Below are 16,723 nucleotides of genomic sequence, written 5' to 3' on the forward strand. Positions count from 1 at the left end.
TTGTAAAATAGTCAACGAAAACAATGCATTGCGAATGAATTGCATTTGCGCCCTCAAAGCGCGTTCAACAGCTCTGCCGTTGGCCAGCCATCGGCAGGTAGCCCGAGGCGGGCCTGTTCGGCACGAATCGCGGAGCGGGTCTTTGCGCCAAGAATACCGTCGACTGCACCCACATCGTGGCCCCGACCCTCCAGTTTCTTTTGCAGCGCCTTCATCTGCCCGTCTGACAGCCCCGGATCTGGGTTGCCCGCGTCGAACACCGGCGCGCCCTCAAGCCGGGTCGCGAAATAGGCAGCGGTGGTGACGTAAACGAAACTCTGGTTCCATTCAAAATAGACGCGGTAATTGGGGTAGGCTAGGAAAGCCGGGCCCTTGCGACCCTGCGGCAACAACAAGGAAGCTGGCAGGTCGGCAAAGCTGCCTTCGCGCGGTGCAATACCCATTGCGGCCCAATCGGCGGCGGGCAACTCGGTTTCCAGACCTGTTTTCGACCAGTCGAGGCTCTCGGGAAGGGTCACTTCCTGTAACCATGGCTCCCCGGCGCGCCAGCCGAGCGCCTGAAGCATCTTGCCGCCAGACATCAACGCATCGGCGGCGGAGGTCTTGAGGCGAACATGGCCGTCACCATCCCCATCCACGCCGTTTTCGAGGATGTCCTCCGGCAACATCTGCACCATACCGATTTCGCCCGCCCATGCACCAGTTGTACGGTCCGGGTCGAGATCCCCCGTCTCAAATAGCTTCATCGCGGCAAATATCTGCGGGCGGAAGAGCGCCGGGCGGCGGCAATCGTGCGCCAGCGTGACCAGCGCATTGGCGGTGTTGAAATCGCCCTGAAACGTGCCGTAGTCTGTTTCAAAGGCCCAGAATGCGAGGAGAACGCCGCGCGAAACCCCGTATCGAGCCTCTATTTCGCTGAAGATACTGTCGTATTTCCTGTCGTTGCTGCGGCCCCGGTCAATCCGCCCCCGACTGATGAGGCGGCGGGAGAAGTCGACAAAAGGCATCTGAAACACGCCTTGCGCCCGGTCGGCTTTCAACACACGGCTGTCTTGCCGGACGCCGGAGAGAAAGCGCGCTGCAGTTTCTGCCGCGACGCCATGGTCCGGGGCCTCCGCCACGAGCGCTTGCTTGAACTCAGAGAAGCTGCCGCCACAGGGCACGTCGGAGGCCTCTTGGGCATGCAACGGCGCGGCGGCGAGGGCTAGAGTAGCGGCAAGGACAAGGCGCATTGTGGTCTCCGGTGCGGGTCGTGGCGAGATTAGCGTAAAGCGCCAGCGGGGCAACGGCGGCATCAAATAGTCCGCGTTTTAACCAATTTGAGCCGACCGCAGGCATTAACACGCTGAGATCGGCCCGGTTTCCATGATTCGGGTGCCTAAACCGGTATTTGCGTTAACCATTGTGGCGAATGTGTTAACGTCCACTTAGGGTTTCCTGCCCAAAATGGGCAATGGGGGAGTTGGGTTCGGCTCAAACCGAACGGCGAGGCGTGTGTGAAAGTTCTCATCGTGGAAAGCGACGAGGAGCTCGGAACTATCTGGGCTCGGCACCTGAAGCGATACGGCTTCGAGGTGACTTTAGCCTGTGATCAGGCCGGTGCGATAGATGCGCTGCGGCATGGCGAGGCCGATGTGATCGTGCTCAACCTCATCTTGCGCGAGGGGAGCTCGCTGGCGGTCGCAGACTTCGCCTCCTACCGCCACCCCGACGCACGGGTGATCTTCGTGACCGACACCACCTTTTTCTCCGACGGTTCAATTTTCTCCTTCGCGCCCAACGCATGCGCCTACCTGCGCACCCAGACACCGCTCGATGATCTGGCGGCAATGGTGGAGCACTACGGCGGCGGCTTAGCGCCAAGCGCAGCGCATGAGGCCGCCGGCCTCCCGCACTGATCAGCAGCACTTTTGCCACGACGGAGGCTTGCCGGGGCGAGGCGAATGGCACAGGCTGGTGCGAATCCCCGGGGCTCCAAAATGAAGACCGTTGTGCCACTGAAAACTCCTAAACCCGCAGCCGCACCGCGCGCCGCAGAACTTCGTCATGGCGGGCAAGTGCTTGTCGATCAATTGCTGATCCGCGGGATCGAGCGGGTCTTCTCGGTGCCCGGCGAAAGCTTCCTGCCGGTGCTCGATGGGCTCGTGGATTCCGGCATTGCCAATGTGGTTTGCCGGCAGGAGGGCGGGGCCGCGATGATGGCCGAGGCCGAGGGCAAGATGACGGGCGAGCCCGGCGTGCTGTTCGTCACCCGTGGGCCCGGCGCGGCCAACGCCTCTGCCGGGCTGCATGTGGCCAAGCATGACAGCACGCCAATGGTGGTGTTTGTCGGCCAAGTGCCGCGCGAGCAGCGCGACAGGGATGCCTTTCAGGAGGTTGACCTGCGCGCCTTTTTGGCGCCGGTGGCCAAGTGGACCGCCGAGGTGGATGATGCCGCTCGCCTGCCCGAATACATCGACCGTGCCTTCCGCCTTGCTTGTGCCGGGCGTCCCGGGCCGGTGGTGCTTTCGCTGCCAGAAGACATGCTGCACGATCAGGTGGATGTGCCAGACCGGCCCGATGATGCCTTTTACACCTCGCCGGAAGGCTCCAACTTCGCGGAACTCGTGATCCATCAGATCGAGCGGTCACATCGCCCGCTCGTGATCGCGGGCGGCCCCGGCTGGAGCGCGGAAGCCTCGGCCAACCTCGCCCGCTTCGCAGAGGCGCTGGATCTGCCTGTGGCGGTGCCCTTTCGGCGGCAGGATTACATGGACAACCGGCACCCGAACTACATCGGCGATCTCGGTGTCGGCATGTGCCCCGCACTGGGAGATGCAGTGCGTCAGGCTGATCTGATCGTGGCACTCGGCACCCGGCTGGGCGATGTGACGATGGGGGCCTATCGGTTACTCGACGTGGCCGCCCCGCGCAAGCGGATCATCCACGTGCATCCCGACCCCGATGAAATTGGCAAGGTCTATCCGGTGCAGCTGCCCTTTGTGGCGGAGGCGCCGGTGGTGCTGGCCAAACTGGCCCGCTCGGTGCGTCCGCGCAGCGACAAGCGCCAATGGACGGCGGACTACCGCGCCGCTTATGAAAAATGGGTTCGCCCCAAGGAGACCCCGGGCGCGCTGAAGTTAGAGCAGGTGATAAACTGGCTGTCCGAGAACCTGCCTGAGGATGCGGTGCTGACCAACGGTGCCGGCAATTATGCGGCCTGGCTGCACCGCTACTACCAATTCAAACGCTATGGCACTCAGCTAGCTCCGACCAGCGGCAGTATGGGCTATGGCCTGCCAGCCGCCATCGCCGCCAAACTGCGTTACCCGGAGCGGGTGGTGGTGGCCTTGGCGGGCGATGGCTGCTTCCAGATGACCTGCAACGAGCTGTCGACCGCCATCCAGCATGGGGCCGCCCCCATTGTTCTGGTGGTGAACAACGGTCGCTACGGCACGATTCGGATGCATCAGGAAAAGACCTTCCCCGGCCGGGTCTCGGGCACCGACCTCGCCAATCCGGACTTTGTTGCTCTGGCGCAAGCCTATGGCGGCTACGGAGAACGCGTGGAGCGCACCGAGGATTTTGCCGGTGCCTTCGTGCGCGCTCAGGCCAGCGGACGCCTCGCCGTTCTGGAATTGGTGGTAGACCCCGAGGCGCTCTCAGCAGGCATGACACTTAGCGAAACCCGCGAGGTCGGCGAGCGGCGCTGACGCGCCAAGGCCATGCTGGCCCCCCCTTCGGCGCGTGTGTTTGTTGGCACTCCTGCGGCTTACAGCTTTCGGTGTCGCCAGAGGCGCGCTGGAGGCGGTGGCCTTGCGCCAGCCCACAGTCAGCTATCCTGCCGAACAATGTCTATGATAAGCACATCGGTCAGAGTTGCGCCCAGCACCTTGCGGCCAACTTCCTTAAGCGCTTCAGAGAGCCGCCTCATCTTGGTGCCGGTGGTGAAATTGCCGGAGAACCCGCCAGAGTTGGCATGGTCAAAGAGCACCTGCAAGAAACTGTCGCGCAGCTTCGGCTCACGGCTATAAACGGTTTCGCGCTGGCCGATTTCGACCTCCAGGCTGAGACTGAGGACTACCATGGAGGCCACCCGCCCATCCTCGACAATCGGCACGATGAACTGGTTGTTCAGCTTGACGTATTCTCGCGTCGGGTCGGCCTCCTCGCCGGTGGTATCCTCGGCCTCGGGGGGCACTTCCGGATGGCTTTCAGCCACTTCGCCCTCGCCGCCGCAGGGTGCCATCACCAATTCCTCGGGGGGAGGCCGCAGCATCATGCCCGCGCCCGCGCCTGCACCAATGCCAACCGCAGCGAGAATGAGGATGATGAGGATCGACTTCATGGGCTTGGTCTCCGCTCAGAAGGGCAGCACGATGTCGGCCACCTGCTGGCCGTAGCGTGGTTGCTGGACATCGGTGATCTGGCCGCGGCCGCCGTAGCTGATGCGGGCCCCGGCGATCTTGTCATAGGTGATCTCATTCTGGCGGGTGATATCCTCAGGGCGGACGTAGCCGGTGACCAAAAGCTCGCGCAGCTCGAAGTTCACCCGCACCTCCTGGCTGCCCTGAATGCGCAGAATGCCGTTAGACATTTCTTCCACGATGGTGGCAGCAATTCGCAGCTCAAGCTGCTCGTTTCGGCTAACAGATCCGTTTCCGTTGAAGGTAGAGGAAGAGTTGGTGGAAACAGCATCGGCAGAGCTGGCTCCCTCGGGCAAGCGCTCGTCAATCCGCTGAGGGATGCCGAAAAGCGAAGGCACGCCCATGCTTTCGGAGCCATTGCGGCTGCGGCCGGTGGCGTTTGAAATTGAGGCACTGTCGTCGATCTCGATTACCACGGTCAGGATATCGCCGCGCCGCACGGCCCGCCTGTCGCCCAGCAACGATTTGCGGTTGCGGCTCCAGAGCGAGGCCTGCTCGGCCCCTCGCTTCCTGTCGAGCACATCCGGCAGCGGCACCGAAGCCATGGCACGATATTCATAGCTTTTCTCGGCAGGCTCGAAAGAGGGCGCCTTGCCAACGTCCTGCAGGCGCGCACAGCCGGTGAGGGCGAGGAGGGCGGCCAGAGCAATAAGGGCGGTGCGGGTCATCAGAAGTCCTCCAGGTCTTGCAGCATTCGGGCGCTTGGCCCCACGATGACGCGCCCCGCCGCGTCGACCTGTCCGGTGACGGTGCTGCGGGATGCGAGGTTCATGACTTTCAGCATGTCGCCCACGCCGCCGCGCCCCAACGCCCGCGCCTCTGTGGCAATAAGCAGGCCGTTCTGGCGGTAAACGAGGGTGACGATCTGGTTGCGATCGATCAGAGCGGGCGGGCCGAGATCGGCGGCGCGGATCGGGCGACCGGGGTAGAGCACCACGCGGGCCTCAAGGCCCATCGCGTCCTCCACTTCCTCCACGGCCCCGGTGGCGCGGCCTTCCCGCAGCAGCACGTCGCGGGGTTCGAGCACGCTGCCCGCCGGGATCATCCTGGCGGCCACCAGCATCTCGGCCCGCAGCGGGCCTGCAAGGAGGCAGAGGAGGGCGAGGAGACGGAGCATCATCAGCGGATCTGGGTGGTTGCGCCGAGCATCTGGTCGGCAGCGGTGATGACCTTGGCATTCAGCTCGTAGCCGCGCTGGGCGGTAATCAAATCGGTGATCTCCTTCACGGCATCTACCGAACTGTCTTCCAGATAGCCCTGCCGCACGGTTCCGAGGCCTTGCTCTCCCGGAGTGGCGGTGAGCGGCGGGCCGGAGGCCTCGGTTTCCAGAAAGAGGTTGGAGCCCATCGCTTCCAACCCCTTGGCGTTGGAGAAGTCCGCTAGGGTGAACTGGCCCAGAAGCTGGGGCGCAACCTGATCGTTGAAGTAAGCGTACACCTCGCCATCGGCGTTGATCGAAAGCGCGCGGGCATCTTCGGGGATGGTGATATCAGGCACCACTCCGTAGCCGTCGGAAGTGACGATAAGCCCGTCCGCGCTACGCTTTAGCGCGCCATCTCGGGTGTAGGCGGAGATGCCGGAGGGCAGCGTAACCTCGAAGTATCCATTGCCCTCAATGGCGATATCCAGATCGCCGCCAGTGGCCCCGAGCGAGCCCTGCTGAACGTTCATCGACACCGCCGAGGGCCGTACGCCGAGGCCGATCTGCACCCCGGTAGGTAGGATTGTGCCATCGTTGGCGTTGATCGTGCCGGGCCGCGCAAGCTGGCGATAGTGCAGGTCGGAAAAATCGGCGCGGCGCGCGTTGTAGCCGGTGGTGCTCATATTCGCGAGGTTGTTGGAGATGACATCGACGCGCATCTGTTGCGCGCTCATGCCGGTGGCGGCGATCTTCAGGGCCTGCATTTTGCTGCCTCCTTAACGGGTCAGGGTCTGGATGACGGAGTCCTTGCGCTCGGATTCCTTCTCCAGAAATTTCTGGCCCAACTCATAGGTGCGCTGGACCTCGATCATCCGGGCGATCTCTAAGATCGGGTCGACGTTGCTCTCTTCGATGAAACCTTGCAGCACGCGGGCGTTCTCGGCGGGCAACACGGCACCGCCGGGGTTGAAGAGCGTTCCGCCTTCACGGGTCATCGCGGTGTAATCTTCCGGTTCCACCATTCCGATCTGTGTCAGCGGCACGCCGTCCGCCGAAAGCGTGCCATCGGCGGAGAGGCTGATGTTGCGTGCGCCGGGTGGGGCAAAAACAGGTGCGCCACCGGCATCGAGCAAAAAGTGTCCATCGCCGTTCATCAACTCGCCCGCAGGGCCCGGCGTGTAGCTGCCCGCCCGTGTAAGACGCAGGCCCTCCGGCGTTTCGATCTGGAAGAACCCGTCCCCCTCAATAGCGAAATCGAATGTGCCATTTGTCTGGCTCAGGGTGCCCTGTGTCAGGTCCGTGTTGCGCACCCGGGCGGTGCCCATCGAGACCGAGCCCGAGGGCCCGTCGGCTGCGCGAACCCATTCGGAGAAGATCACCCCTTCGCGACGAAAGCCGGTGGTGGAAAGGTTGGCGAGGTTGTTGGCCACTGCGCGCATCTCGTTCATCAGGCCGGACTGGCGCGACAGGGTGACGTATCCGGTGCTCATATGCTCAACCTCCGGCGATGAGGGAAATGAGGGTGGATTGAAAGAAACTGACGAGGCTTTCCGTCATGAAACCCATGGTTAGCCAGAAGACGGCGAGGATGGCGGCGAGCTTGGGCACGAAGGTGAGGGTCATCTCCTGCACCGAGGTCAGGGCCTGGACGAGGCCGATGGCCACGCCCGCGACAAGCGCCACCGTGAGGATGGGCAGGGCGATGATGACGCCCACCCAGAGCCCCTCTCGGAGCGTGTCGTAAAAGCCCGCCGCCTCCATGGGTCACACAGGCATCCGCAGGATTTCCTGATAGGCCTCCACGACCTTGTCGCGCACCGTGACGGCGGTTTCGACCGCCAACTCGGTTTCCGCCAATGCCTGCACAAGGGCGTGAGGATCGGCTTTGCCGACCATCGCGTCCATCGCCACCTGCTCCGCATTCGAGAGCATGGAAGCGAAGTCCTCGGCCACACGGGCGAAGCCTTCGCCGCCCGACTGTGTGCCCTCGTTCGGGGCGGTGGCCGGCCTGGCTCCTTCGTAGAGCCGGGCCACTTGGGACAGTTTGATATCCATTCTGGATCTCCTTCAGACTGCTATTTTCGCAGAATTTCCAACAGGCTCCGGGTCATCTGCCTGGCCTGGTCGAACATCTTGAGGTTGGCTTCGTAGCTGCGCTGGGCTTCGCGGGCGTCGGCGATCTCGATCACGAGGTCGACGTTGGAGCCGAGGTAAAAGCCATCTTCCCCGGCCATCGGGTGCGAGGGGTCGAAGACTTCCGGCAGCTCGGTATCATCAAGCCGCACAGGGGCCGCCTCCACCGCGCCGGTCGTCCGGCCGCCCTGCATCACCTCGCGAAACGGGGTAAGCTTGCGGTGGTAGCCCGGAGTATCGGCATTCGCGATATTCTCCGACACATGGCGCAGGCGCGAGCTTTGCGCAGCCATGCCCGATGCGGAGACAGAAAAGCTCTGGAACAAATCACCCATGACGCGCCCTCACCCTCGCCCAAGTGTGGCGCGCATTAGGCCGAGCGTGGTGCGGTAGACCGAAAGCGCCATCTCATGCCGGGTCTGGACTTCGGCAGATTTCACCATCTGGCTTTCGATCGAAACGGTATTGCCGTTCGGATCGCCATCAATGCCGCGTTCAATGAAGGGGCGGAGGGCCTCGGGCGGCACCTCACCGACCACATGGCCACTGCGGGTTTGCCGCAACTCAAGCCCGGGGCCATTTTGATACACCGCGCCGAAGCTGGCGATATCGCGCGCCTTGTAACCGGCTGTATCGGCCTGGGCGAGGTTTTGCGCCACCACTTGCTGGCGGGTGGCGGAATGCGTGGCAAGGCCGCGCGCCATATTAAGGATCTCGAGCTGATCGAACATCGGGGTTTCTCCCACGGGCTTCAACCTAGGCTTAACCGTGATTCCTTTAGAAAGGGTTTCAGGCGCCCGGCTTGCGGCGCGGAATGTGGAGAATCCCATGACTGACGCCACCCTCGCCCAGCTCACCGCCGAAATCGCCGCGCTCAAACCCTCTGCCTCTGTGGGCCGCATCAGCGCAGTGGGGCGCGGCGCGGTGGAGCTTACTGGCCTGTCAGAAATTGCAGCGCTGGGCGATCAGGTTTGGCTCGGCACCCGTGAGGGGCGGTTGCGCGGCGAGATCGTTCATATCGACCGCACACGCGCCATGGCCCTGCCCGATGGCCCGGCTGACGGTATCCGGCTTGGCGATCAGGTTACACTTCAGGGCGGGGACGGGCTCTTTCCAGACGTTGCATGGCAAGGTCGCGTCATAGACCCTTATGGCAATCCGCTTGATGGGCGCCCCTTGCCGCGCGGCCCCGAGTTGCGCCCGCTTCGCCCACCGGCACCACCTGCCACCCAGCGCAAGCGGCTTGGCACGCGGCTTGGCACCGGGCTTTCCGTGTTCGATACACTCTTGCCCATCGTGCGCGGCCAGCGGCTGGGGTTGTTTGCGGGCTCGGGCGTGGGCAAATCCTCGCTCCTCGGCGCTTTGGGCCGGGGCCTTCAGGCCGATAGGGCGGTGATCGCGCTGGTCGGTGAGCGGGGCCGCGAGCTACGCCACTTCATAGAGGATGTGCTTGGGCCGGAGGGCATGGCGCGCTCCGTGATCGTGGCCGCCACCTCCGACCAATCCGCCATTGCCCGCCGCCGCTGCTTGTGGACAGCGATGACAGTGGCCGAGCACCTGCGTGACGAGGGGCACCACGTGCTGTTTCTGGCCGACTCGGTGACACGGTTTGCCGAGGCGCACCGCGAGGTGGCGCTGGCCGCCGGAGAGCCTGCAAGCCTGCGCGGCTACCCGCCCTCCACCGCGCATATGATCATGTCATTGGCCGAACGGGCCGGGCCGGGGCTGGAGGGCGTTGGTGACATAACCGCAATTTTCTCAGTGCTCGTCGCGGGCTCCGATATGGAAGAGCCAGTGGCCGACATCCTGCGCGGCGTGCTGGATGGGCATGTTGTGCTGTCACGCGAAATTGCCGAACGCGGGCGCTTCCCCGCCGTCGATCTGCTGCGCTCCACATCGCGCTCACTGCCTGAGGCCGCCAGCCCGGAGGAAAACGCGCTGATCGCCAAGGCCCGGCGGCGGCTCGGGGCCTATGACCGCGCAGAGCTGATGATTCAATCAGGCCTCTACACCGCCGGGTCCGACCCGGAGATAGATGCCGCGATCAAGGTCCACGGGGCGCTCGACAAGTTCCTCGCGGAAGAGAGCAAAGGCCCATCAGAGGCATTCCAACGGCTCAAGGGTGTGCTCGCCCGCAGCGGTTAATCGCGGCCCGCAGGGAACATTCCCAGCCCCGCTCCGGTTTTGCTGAGACATCTCAACAGACGGAGGCCGCCCGACATGTCCGATAAAAAGCCAACCCCGCCCACCACCACAGATGCCGGTATTCGCGTTCAGAGCGATGAGCATTCGCTGACCGTGGGCCGCGATGGCCCGATCGTGCTGAACGATCATTACCTGCTGGAGCAGATGGCCAATTTTAACCGCGAGCGCATCCCAGAGCGCCAGCCCCACGCAAAGGGCGGCGGTGCCTTCGGGCATTTTGAAGTCACGGCCGATGTTTCAAAGTACACCAAGGCCAAGGTTTTCCAGCCCGGCGCAAAAACTGACATCCTCGCCCGCTTCTCCACGGTCGCCGGCGAGCGCGGCAGCCCCGACACATGGCGTGACCCGCGCGGCTTCGCGGTGAAAATGTACACCCACGAGGGCAATTTCGACATGGTGGGCAACAACACCCCCATCTTCTTTATCCGCGACCCAATGAAGTTCCAGCACTTCATTCGCGGCCAGAAGCGCCGCGCAGACAACGATATGCGCGACCATGACATGCAGTGGGATTTCTGGACGTTGTCGCCGGAGAGCGCGCATCAGGTGACCTACCTGATGGGTGACCGGGGCATTCCGCGCACCTGGCGTGAGATGAACGGCTATTCAAGCCACACCTACTCCCTGGTGAACGCCGAGGGTGAGAAGTTCTGGGTGAAATTTCACTTTCACACCGATCAAGGCGACGGCAATGCGCACCTCACGCAGGAAGAGGCCGACAGGCTGGCAGGCACCGATGGCGACTACCACCGCGCTGACCTGTTCAACCAGATACGCGAGGGCAACCACCCGAGTTGGACGTTGAAGTGGCAAATCATGCCCTATGAGGACGCCAAGACCTATCGGATCAACCCCTTCGATCTCACCAAGGTCTGGCCGCATGCGGATTATCCGCTGATCGAAGTGGGCAAGATGGTGCTAAATCGCAATCCGACCGATTTTCACACCCAGATCGAGCAAGCCGCCTTCGAGCCCAACAACATGGTGCCCGGCATCGGCCTCTCGCCCGACAAGATGCTGCTGGCGCGTGGCTTTTCCTATGCCGATGCGCACCGTGCGCGGCTCGGGGTGAACTACAAGGAAATCCCGGTGAACAAGCCGCAATCGCCGGTGCATAGCTACACCAAGAACGGCGCAGGCCGAACGGTGCCGGTAAGCGATCCGGTGTACGCCCCCAATTCCTACGGCGGGCCCTCGGCGCAGCCGTATGTGCAGGAGGCCGGGCTGTGGCACAGCGACGGTGACATGGTGCGCGAGGCCTATACCCTGCGCGAGGACGATGATGATTGGAGCCAAGCCGGTGCGCTGGTGCGCGAGGTGATGGACGCTGACATGCGCGAGCGGTTGGTGAACAACGTCGTAGGCCACCTGAGCGCGGGCGTCAGTGAAAAGGTGCTGGTGCGGGCCTTCGAATATTGGCGCAACATCGACGGGGATGTCGGGGAACGCATCGAAAAGGGCGTGCGCGACAAGATCGGCGGCACCTCGAAGGCCGAAGGTATGGCTTCGGCAGAGAGCATTGCGGGCTGACCAGCGCGACCGCGACGCGACTACAAATCCCCAAGAAATGAATAAGCCCTCCACCGCACGTCTGCGCGGGGAGGGCTCTGAGCAAGACGGAAGGGCCGGGAGAAAGCCCTTCCGTCTGAATGCGGTCACTCGGCGTCAATCACGCTGAACACGTTTTCCGCAACCGGGCTGGACACCGAGCGGGACGCTTGGGTACCGGCGTAGCCAAAGGTGCCGTTGCGCTGCTCGGCTTCTTGCTCGGCGAAGATTGCCTGCGCGGTGGCATTTGCCGGAGCGGAAGCGCCGAGGTAGACGCGGCCGTCGGTGTCGCCTTCGAGGCCTTTCAGCTGCACGAGCTGCTCGACGGAGTAGCCGTTGGACTCGACGCCAACGGAAGCGGCGAGGTTTTCATTCGCGGCCAGAGCGGGGGTGGCAACGGTCAGGGCGAGGGCGGCAAGGATGTAGTTTTTCATAGTACTGTCTCTTTTGTTCTGCCCCGTGGGGCGTTGGGTGCAACTTGCTGCGTTGCGATGATTGGGATATGTGGTACGTTCAGTACAAAGTAAACATTCCAAACAAAATAATTTATCTAGCCTCGCCTAACCATCTGATATGCAGTGATTAAATTTTTCTCGCGAGCTGTGGTCGAGCGCGCAGAGGTCCGGAAAACTGGACATTAAGTTCGTTTTAGCTTATCTGAACCCGTAAGAGACGCCGCTTTCCTGGCCTTAGCGAGGCCCTCCGGGAGACATCAGACCCATGGAACAAACAGTTGAGACGGCCCGTAGCGAGTTCATCGAAAAACTGGGGCTAATCATTCAGACCGAAGGCCTGCCGCGCACCGCGGGGCGGATTATGGGGCTGTTGGTTTGGGAAGGTGAGCCAGTGGCATTCTGCGATCTCGCAACAGAGCTTCAGATCAGCCGTGGCAGCGTCAGCACCGCCACGCGGTTGCTGGAAGACAAGTTCATGATCAAGCGGGTGACCAAGGCGGGCGAGCGGCAGGACTATTTCCAGCTCGCGCCGAAAACCTATGAAACCATGGTGAAAGACCTCAGCCGCCAGTTCCGCCGCAAAAGCGAAGACCTGCGCTCCACCCTCGATGGCGTGCCGGAATGCGCTGCTGATATCCGCTCCCGTGTGAACAGATATTCCGACATGCTTTCATCGCTGTCAGAAAAAATCGGAGAACTGGCGAGCGAGATGGACTGAAGCGCAGGCCGAGATCAGGCCACCAGCGCCTCGGCCTTCTTGAGGTCAACCGAGACCAGCTGGCTGACGCCCTGCTCCTGCATGGTGACGCCAAAGAGCCTGTCCATCCGGCTCATCGTCACCGCGTGGTGGGTGATGATAAGGAAGCGTGTGTCAGTGCGCCGCGTCATTTCGTCGAGCAGGTCGCAGAAGCGGGTGACGTTGGCATCGTCCAGTGGCGCATCCACCTCGTCCAGCACACAGATCGGCGCAGGGTTGGCGAGGAAGACCGCGAAGATAAGTGCCAGCGCGGTCAGCGTTTGTTCGCCGCCGGAAAGCAGCGAGAGCGTGGAGAGCTTCTTGCCCGGCGGCATACACATGATCTCGAGGCCCGCTTCCAGAGGGTCGTCCGACTCCACAAGCTCCAGCGAGGCCTCACCGCCGCCGAAGAGGTGCTTGAACAGGAGCGAGAAGTTGGAGTTGACCTGCTCGAAGGCGGTCAGCAGGCGCTCGCGGCCCTCCTTGTTCAGCCCGGCAATGCCATTGCGCAGGGCGCGAATGGCCTCTTCCAGATCTGCCTTCTCCTTGACCAACTCGTCATGCTCGGTCTGCACTTCCTTCGCATCTTCCTCGGCGCGCAGGTTCACCGCGCCAAGTGCATCGCGCTGGCGACGCAGGCGAGAAAGGTCGTTTTCCAGCGCGTCGACGCCGGGCATCTTCTCGGGGTCAGCCTTGAGGTTCTCAAGCAGCTCAGCGGGCGCACATTCCAGCTCTTCGTGGATGCGCTCTTCCGCCAGCTTGCGGGCTTCCTGCGCGGCCTCCATCCGGGCCTGAGCGGCGGCGCGGCCTTCGCGTAGCTCACCGGCGATCTTTGTCGCCTCACGTTCCCCGGCCTGCGCCTCGCGCCATGCAGCCTCGCCCTCAGCTAGCGCGTCAGCGGCGGCACGGCGGCGCTCCTCCGCCTTTTCCAGAGCGTCTTGCAGCTTGGTTTCGCGCGCCTCGATGTCTTCCGGGGCAGCTTCGGCGGCCTCCAGCTCGGTTTCCGTCGCCTGCTTGCGTTCACCCAACTCGCTCGAGCGGGTCTCGGCATTGGCAAGTCGCTCGCGCCAATTGCCAACCTCGCGGGCGATCTCCTGCAGGCGACGCACCCGGGCCTCGCCCATACGCCGAACCTCGTCCTGCACGGCGCGGCGCGAGAGCATATCCTGACGGGCGTTCTCGACGAGGCTCTTGGCCGCCTCGACATTGCCCCTGGCCTCCTCCAAATCTCCCAGCTGCGCCAGTGCAGCTTCGGCTTCCGCCAGCCGAGCGCGGGCCGCCGTGGCCTCGTCCTCGTGCCGCTTCACGGCCATCTCGGAGGCCTCGGCGCGGGTGCCAGCCATCGCGGCATCACTCTCAGCGCGAGAAAGCGCACGGGAGGCATCGGCAACGGCGGAATCCGCCTCGCGGCGGGCCTGACGGGCAGCGTGGTCGGCTTCGGTAATGCGAGCCAGCTCTTCAGAAAGCGCCTTGTGGGCTTTGCGGGCCCCATCGGCACGGGCTTCGGCCTCGTTGAGATCAAGCTTGAGCTCTTCGAGCCGGTTGATCTGCTCAAGCCGCAGCGCAGCAGCGGAGGGGGCATCTTCGGCAGCAGCACGGAACCCGTCCCAGCGCCACAAATCTCCCTCCCGCGACACCAGCCGCTGGCCCGGTTTCAGCTCGGCCTGCCGCGCAGAGCCTTCCTCGGGGGTGGCGACCAGCCCGACCTCGCCCATGCGGCGGCGCAACACATCGGGCACATGCATGTAATCGGCCAGCGGATGCAGCCCGCCGGGCAGGCCCTGCGGCGCGGGGTAGTCGGGCAGGGCGGCCCAGCCAGAGGGGGCATCGGCGGCAACGGCAGGCGCGCGCAGATCGTCGGCAAGTGCCGCGCCAAGGGCCTTCTCGTAGCCTTTGTCGACCGAGAGCATATCGAGCACCTGCCCGCCTTCGCTCCCTTCGCGATCAACCAGACGGGCGAGCGCGTGCATTTCGGCGCTGAGCGTCTTGGTCTCACCCTCGGCGGCAGAGGCGGCGGCGCGGGCCTCTGCCTCGCGCCCGGCAATCTCGGCGCGGGCGGTGTCAGCGGCCTCCAGCGCCTTCTCGGCCTCCTCCGCACGCGCGGTGGCCGCGGCGCTGGCCGCTTGCGCGGCGCGCATGGCCTCTTCGGCGCTGGCCTTCCGGCTGCGCGCCTCATCGGCCTGACTGCGTGCCTTCGCGGCCTCCGCCTCGTTCCGGTCGGTCGCACTGCGGGCATCGGCCTGCATCCGTTGCGCGGATTGATGGCGGGCCGCGAGCCGGGCGACATCTTCAGTCTGCTCGGCTAGCCGCTCCTCGATCTCCGACAGAACGGCCGCCGCCTTGCGGGCCGCCTCGGTGGCGTCCTCAAGCTTCTCCTCGTGGCCTTCGCCCGCCTTCTGCAGCTCGGCTTCCTCCCAGCCCAGCCGCTCCACGGTCTCGCCCGCATCGCGGTTCAGCCCTTCTTCGCGCTCCATGTCGCGGGTGAGTTGGGCGAGGCGGTTCTTCAGCGTGTCGATGGTCGCCTCGGCCCGCGCGGCCTCCTCACGCAAGCCACCCCGCTCAACCTGCAACCGTTGCACAACCGCCGCCGCAATCGCCTCTTCTTCGCGCAGTGCGGGCAAGGCGGCATCCGTTTCGCTCCGGCGCTTCTCGGCGTTTAGCACGGCGCGCTCGGCGGCCCCTGCGGCAGCGACAGTCTCTCGGTGAGCATGACCCGCCGCAGCAACGGCCTCGTCGGCCTCTTTCCAGCGGCGATACAGCAACAGCCCCTCAACCTGCCGCAGCTCGGTGCCGATCTCCCGATATCGCGCGGCCTGCCGGGCCTGGCGGGCGAGTTGCGCGAGCTGGGCGGCGAGCTGTTCAATCACGTCATCGACGCGGGCCAAGTTTTGCTCAGCGCCGTTCAGCTTCAGCTCAGCCTCATGGCGGCGTTGGTACAGACCCGAAATCCCGGCCGCCTCTTCAAGGATCCGCCGCCGCGCTTTCGGCTTGGCGTTAATCAGCTCCGAGATCTGCCCCTGACGCACCAGCGCCGGGCTGTGCGAGCCTGTCGAGGCATCGGCAAAGAGCATCTGAATATCACGGGCCCGCACGTCCTTGGTGTTGGCCTTATAGGCAGAGCCGGCATCTCGGGTGATGCGGCGAACGACTTCAAGCACATCCTGATCGTTAAACCCGGCGGGTGCGAGCCGCTCGCTGTTGTCGATATGGATCGAGACCTCGGCAAAGTTGCGCGCCGGCCGAGAGGCGGCCCCGGCAAAGATCACATCTTCCATGCCGCCGCCGCGCATGGCGGTGGGCCGGTTCTCGCCCATGACCCAGCGCAGCGCCTCCAGCAGGTTGGACTTGCCGCAGCCGTTCGGCCCGACAACGCCGGTCAGCCCGTCGGCGATGACCAGATCGGTCGGGTCGACGAAGCTCTTGAAGCCGTTCAGTCTGAGCCGTGTGAAACGCACGCTGCTCGCTGCCCCTTACCTGCGCCCCTCTCTGTCCCCGTGCCCCGGCGGGGCGATTCCCCGGGGCTGGCCCATGTTTGGGGTGTGAGACACGTCTGTCAATCAGCATGTGGGAGCGATCTGTGGGTTATCCACAAGATATGGAGCGCTTGACTGCAGGGAAGCGTCGGGGAGGATGGCGGGATGAGCAAGATCGACGTGACCATTGGCAGCCCCCACCACCCCGAGGCAACCGCGCTCTTGAACCAGAGCCATGCCCTGATGAAGAGCCTGTTCCCGCCCGAAGACAATTTCTTTCTGGATATCGACGCGCTGGCTGGTCCGGACATCGTGTTTTTCACTGCGCTGCTGGAGGGCCAAGTGGTGGGCACCGGGGCGCTGGCGGTGAAGGGCGGGTATGGTGAGGTGAAATCCATGTTCACCGATGAAGCCGCCAGGGGCCGGGGTGTGGCGGGCCGGGTGCTTGCAGCCGTCGAGGCCGAGGCGCGGGCACGGGGGCTCGGCTGGCTCCGGCTGGAAACCGGCAACCGCCTGCATGCCGCCCACCGCGTATACCGCGCCTCCGGCTTCACCGACTGCGGCCCCTTTGGCGACTACCCCGATGCCGCCTCTTCGATCTTCATGGAAAAGAGGCTGGACTGAAG

General features: G+C 63.9%; 18 protein-coding genes. 6 read left to right on the forward strand and 12 right to left on the reverse strand.

Annotation, left to right across the window (positions count from 1 at the left end; translation table 11 throughout):
* Positions 1-53 precede the first annotated feature (53 nt).
* Positions 54-1,232: a lytic murein transglycosylase gene (locus ACXAG6_RS04675; protein WP_475335491.1), complete on the reverse strand. Its 1,179-nt coding sequence runs from the start codon at positions 1,230-1,232 to the stop codon at positions 54-56.
* Between the two features lie 264 nt (positions 1,233-1,496).
* On the opposite strand from ACXAG6_RS04675, the gene ACXAG6_RS04680 reads away from it, so the two are divergent.
* A complete protein-coding gene (locus ACXAG6_RS04680) occupies positions 1,497-1,898 on the forward strand; it encodes a response regulator transcription factor (RefSeq protein WP_475335494.1) in 402 nt (133 codons plus the stop codon).
* A gap of 81 nt (positions 1,899-1,979) precedes the next feature.
* The gene (locus tag ACXAG6_RS04685) at positions 1,980-3,692 is read left to right on the forward strand and encodes a thiamine pyrophosphate-binding protein (protein ID WP_475335496.1); all 1,713 of its coding nucleotides are present in this window, start codon (positions 1,980-1,982) and stop codon (positions 3,690-3,692) included.
* Positions 3,693-3,811: 119 nt separating this feature from the next.
* On the opposite strand, the gene ACXAG6_RS04690 is transcribed toward ACXAG6_RS04685, so the two are convergent.
* Genes ACXAG6_RS04690 through ACXAG6_RS04730 form a run of 9 tightly spaced genes read right to left on the reverse strand, consistent with a single transcriptional unit; the run spans position 3,812 to position 8,411 of the window.
* Positions 3,812-4,327, reverse strand: a complete 516-nt coding sequence (locus ACXAG6_RS04690; RefSeq protein ID WP_475335499.1) for a flagellar basal body-associated FliL family protein — start codon at positions 4,325-4,327, stop codon at positions 3,812-3,814.
* 15 nt (positions 4,328-4,342) lie between these two features.
* On the reverse strand, positions 4,343-5,074 hold the full coding sequence (flgH, locus tag ACXAG6_RS04695; protein ID WP_475335500.1) for a flagellar basal body L-ring protein FlgH: 732 nt from the start codon (positions 5,072-5,074) through the stop codon (positions 4,343-4,345).
* Positions 5,074-5,526 carry a flagellar basal body P-ring formation chaperone FlgA gene (flgA, locus tag ACXAG6_RS04700; protein WP_475335502.1) on the reverse strand — a complete coding sequence of 151 codons (453 nt, stop codon included), beginning with the start codon at positions 5,524-5,526 and terminating at the stop codon, positions 5,074-5,076. Before flgA ends, flgH begins: the two co-directional genes overlap by 1 nt.
* Entirely contained in the window at positions 5,526-6,311 is a 786-nt protein-coding gene (gene flgG / locus ACXAG6_RS04705) for a flagellar basal-body rod protein FlgG (RefSeq protein ID WP_475335505.1), read from the reverse strand. Before flgG ends, flgA begins: the two co-directional genes overlap by 1 nt.
* A gap of 12 nt (positions 6,312-6,323) precedes the next feature.
* Positions 6,324-7,037 (reverse strand): flagellar hook-basal body complex protein, encoded by a 714-nt coding sequence (locus tag ACXAG6_RS04710; RefSeq protein WP_140012851.1) that lies wholly within the window; start codon positions 7,035-7,037, stop codon positions 6,324-6,326.
* A 4-nt stretch (positions 7,038-7,041) separates the two neighbouring features.
* Positions 7,042-7,308 carry a flagellar biosynthetic protein FliQ gene (locus tag ACXAG6_RS04715; RefSeq protein WP_475335507.1) on the reverse strand — a complete coding sequence of 89 codons (267 nt, stop codon included), beginning with the start codon at positions 7,306-7,308 and terminating at the stop codon, positions 7,042-7,044.
* A gap of 3 nt (positions 7,309-7,311) precedes the next feature.
* The gene (fliE, locus tag ACXAG6_RS04720) at positions 7,312-7,602 is read right to left on the reverse strand and encodes a flagellar hook-basal body complex protein FliE (RefSeq protein ID WP_140012853.1); all 291 of its coding nucleotides are present in this window, start codon (positions 7,600-7,602) and stop codon (positions 7,312-7,314) included.
* A gap of 20 nt (positions 7,603-7,622) precedes the next feature.
* Positions 7,623-8,015 (reverse strand): flagellar basal body rod protein FlgC, encoded by a 393-nt coding sequence (flgC, locus tag ACXAG6_RS04725; RefSeq protein ID WP_140012854.1) that lies wholly within the window; start codon positions 8,013-8,015, stop codon positions 7,623-7,625.
* Positions 8,016-8,024: 9 nt separating this feature from the next.
* The gene (locus ACXAG6_RS04730; RefSeq protein ID WP_475335510.1) at positions 8,025-8,411 is read right to left on the reverse strand and encodes a FlgB family protein; all 387 of its coding nucleotides are present in this window, start codon (positions 8,409-8,411) and stop codon (positions 8,025-8,027) included.
* Positions 8,412-8,508: 97 nt separating this feature from the next.
* Here ACXAG6_RS04730 and ACXAG6_RS04735 point away from each other — a divergent pair, with 97 nt between their 5' ends.
* On the forward strand, positions 8,509-9,825 hold the full coding sequence (locus ACXAG6_RS04735; protein ID WP_475335512.1) for a FliI/YscN family ATPase: 1,317 nt from the start codon (positions 8,509-8,511) through the stop codon (positions 9,823-9,825).
* Positions 9,826-9,900: 75 nt separating this feature from the next.
* Positions 9,901-11,415 (forward strand): catalase, encoded by a 1,515-nt coding sequence (locus tag ACXAG6_RS04740; RefSeq protein ID WP_475335515.1) that lies wholly within the window; start codon positions 9,901-9,903, stop codon positions 11,413-11,415.
* 125 nt (positions 11,416-11,540) lie between these two features.
* Here the strand turns inward: ACXAG6_RS04740 and ACXAG6_RS04745 are convergent, their stop codons facing one another.
* Positions 11,541-11,867, reverse strand: coding sequence for a hypothetical protein (locus ACXAG6_RS04745; protein ID WP_475335516.1), 327 nt, complete (start codon positions 11,865-11,867; stop codon positions 11,541-11,543).
* A gap of 286 nt (positions 11,868-12,153) precedes the next feature.
* On the opposite strand from ACXAG6_RS04745, the gene ACXAG6_RS04750 reads away from it, so the two are divergent.
* Positions 12,154-12,606, forward strand: a complete 453-nt coding sequence (locus ACXAG6_RS04750) for a GbsR/MarR family transcriptional regulator (RefSeq protein ID WP_475335519.1) — start codon at positions 12,154-12,156, stop codon at positions 12,604-12,606.
* Between the two features lie 14 nt (positions 12,607-12,620).
* Here ACXAG6_RS04750 and smc read toward each other — a convergent pair whose 3' ends face one another.
* Positions 12,621-16,079: a chromosome segregation protein SMC gene (gene smc, locus ACXAG6_RS04755; RefSeq protein ID WP_475335521.1), complete on the reverse strand. Its 3,459-nt coding sequence runs from the start codon at positions 16,077-16,079 to the stop codon at positions 12,621-12,623.
* Between the two features lie 183 nt (positions 16,080-16,262).
* Here smc and ACXAG6_RS04760 point away from each other — a divergent pair, with 183 nt between their 5' ends.
* Entirely contained in the window at positions 16,263-16,721 is a 459-nt protein-coding gene (locus ACXAG6_RS04760) for a GNAT family N-acetyltransferase (protein WP_475335524.1), read from the forward strand.
* Positions 16,722-16,723 lie beyond the last annotated feature (2 nt).

The organism is Vannielia sp. ABF1_015 (genome assembly GCF_056160745.1).

What these genes read in the sequence shown, in the direction of transcription:
- ACXAG6_RS04675 (WP_475335491.1), bottom strand. Translation starts at nt 1,232, where the DNA reads ATGCGCCTTGTCCTTGCCGCTACTCTAGCCCTCGCCGCCGCGCCGTTG.
- ACXAG6_RS04685 (WP_475335496.1), top strand. Translation starts at nt 1,980, where the DNA reads ATGAAGACCGTTGTGCCACTGAAAACTCCTAAACCCGCAGCCGCACCG.
- ACXAG6_RS04690 (WP_475335499.1), bottom strand. Translation starts at nt 4,327, where the DNA reads ATGAAGTCGATCCTCATCATCCTCATTCTCGCTGCGGTTGGCATTGGT.
- flgH (WP_475335500.1), bottom strand. Translation starts at nt 5,074, where the DNA reads ATGACCCGCACCGCCCTTATTGCTCTGGCCGCCCTCCTCGCCCTCACC.
- flgA (WP_475335502.1), bottom strand. Translation starts at nt 5,526, where the DNA reads ATGATGCTCCGTCTCCTCGCCCTCCTCTGCCTCCTTGCAGGCCCGCTG.
- flgG (WP_475335505.1), bottom strand. Translation starts at nt 6,311, where the DNA reads ATGCAGGCCCTGAAGATCGCCGCCACCGGCATGAGCGCGCAACAGATG.
- ACXAG6_RS04710 (WP_140012851.1), bottom strand. Translation starts at nt 7,037, where the DNA reads ATGAGCACCGGATACGTCACCCTGTCGCGCCAGTCCGGCCTGATGAAC.
- ACXAG6_RS04715 (WP_475335507.1), bottom strand. Translation starts at nt 7,308, where the DNA reads ATGGAGGCGGCGGGCTTTTACGACACGCTCCGAGAGGGGCTCTGGGTG.
- fliE (WP_140012853.1), bottom strand. Translation starts at nt 7,602, where the DNA reads ATGGATATCAAACTGTCCCAAGTGGCCCGGCTCTACGAAGGAGCCAGG.
- flgC (WP_140012854.1), bottom strand. Translation starts at nt 8,015, where the DNA reads ATGGGTGATTTGTTCCAGAGCTTTTCTGTCTCCGCATCGGGCATGGCT.
- ACXAG6_RS04730 (WP_475335510.1), bottom strand. Translation starts at nt 8,411, where the DNA reads ATGTTCGATCAGCTCGAGATCCTTAATATGGCGCGCGGCCTTGCCACG.
- ACXAG6_RS04735 (WP_475335512.1), top strand. Translation starts at nt 8,509, where the DNA reads ATGACTGACGCCACCCTCGCCCAGCTCACCGCCGAAATCGCCGCGCTC.
- ACXAG6_RS04740 (WP_475335515.1), top strand. Translation starts at nt 9,901, where the DNA reads ATGTCCGATAAAAAGCCAACCCCGCCCACCACCACAGATGCCGGTATT.
- ACXAG6_RS04745 (WP_475335516.1), bottom strand. Translation starts at nt 11,867, where the DNA reads ATGAAAAACTACATCCTTGCCGCCCTCGCCCTGACCGTTGCCACCCCC.
- ACXAG6_RS04750 (WP_475335519.1), top strand. Translation starts at nt 12,154, where the DNA reads ATGGAACAAACAGTTGAGACGGCCCGTAGCGAGTTCATCGAAAAACTG.
- ACXAG6_RS04760 (WP_475335524.1), top strand. Translation starts at nt 16,263, where the DNA reads ATGAGCAAGATCGACGTGACCATTGGCAGCCCCCACCACCCCGAGGCA.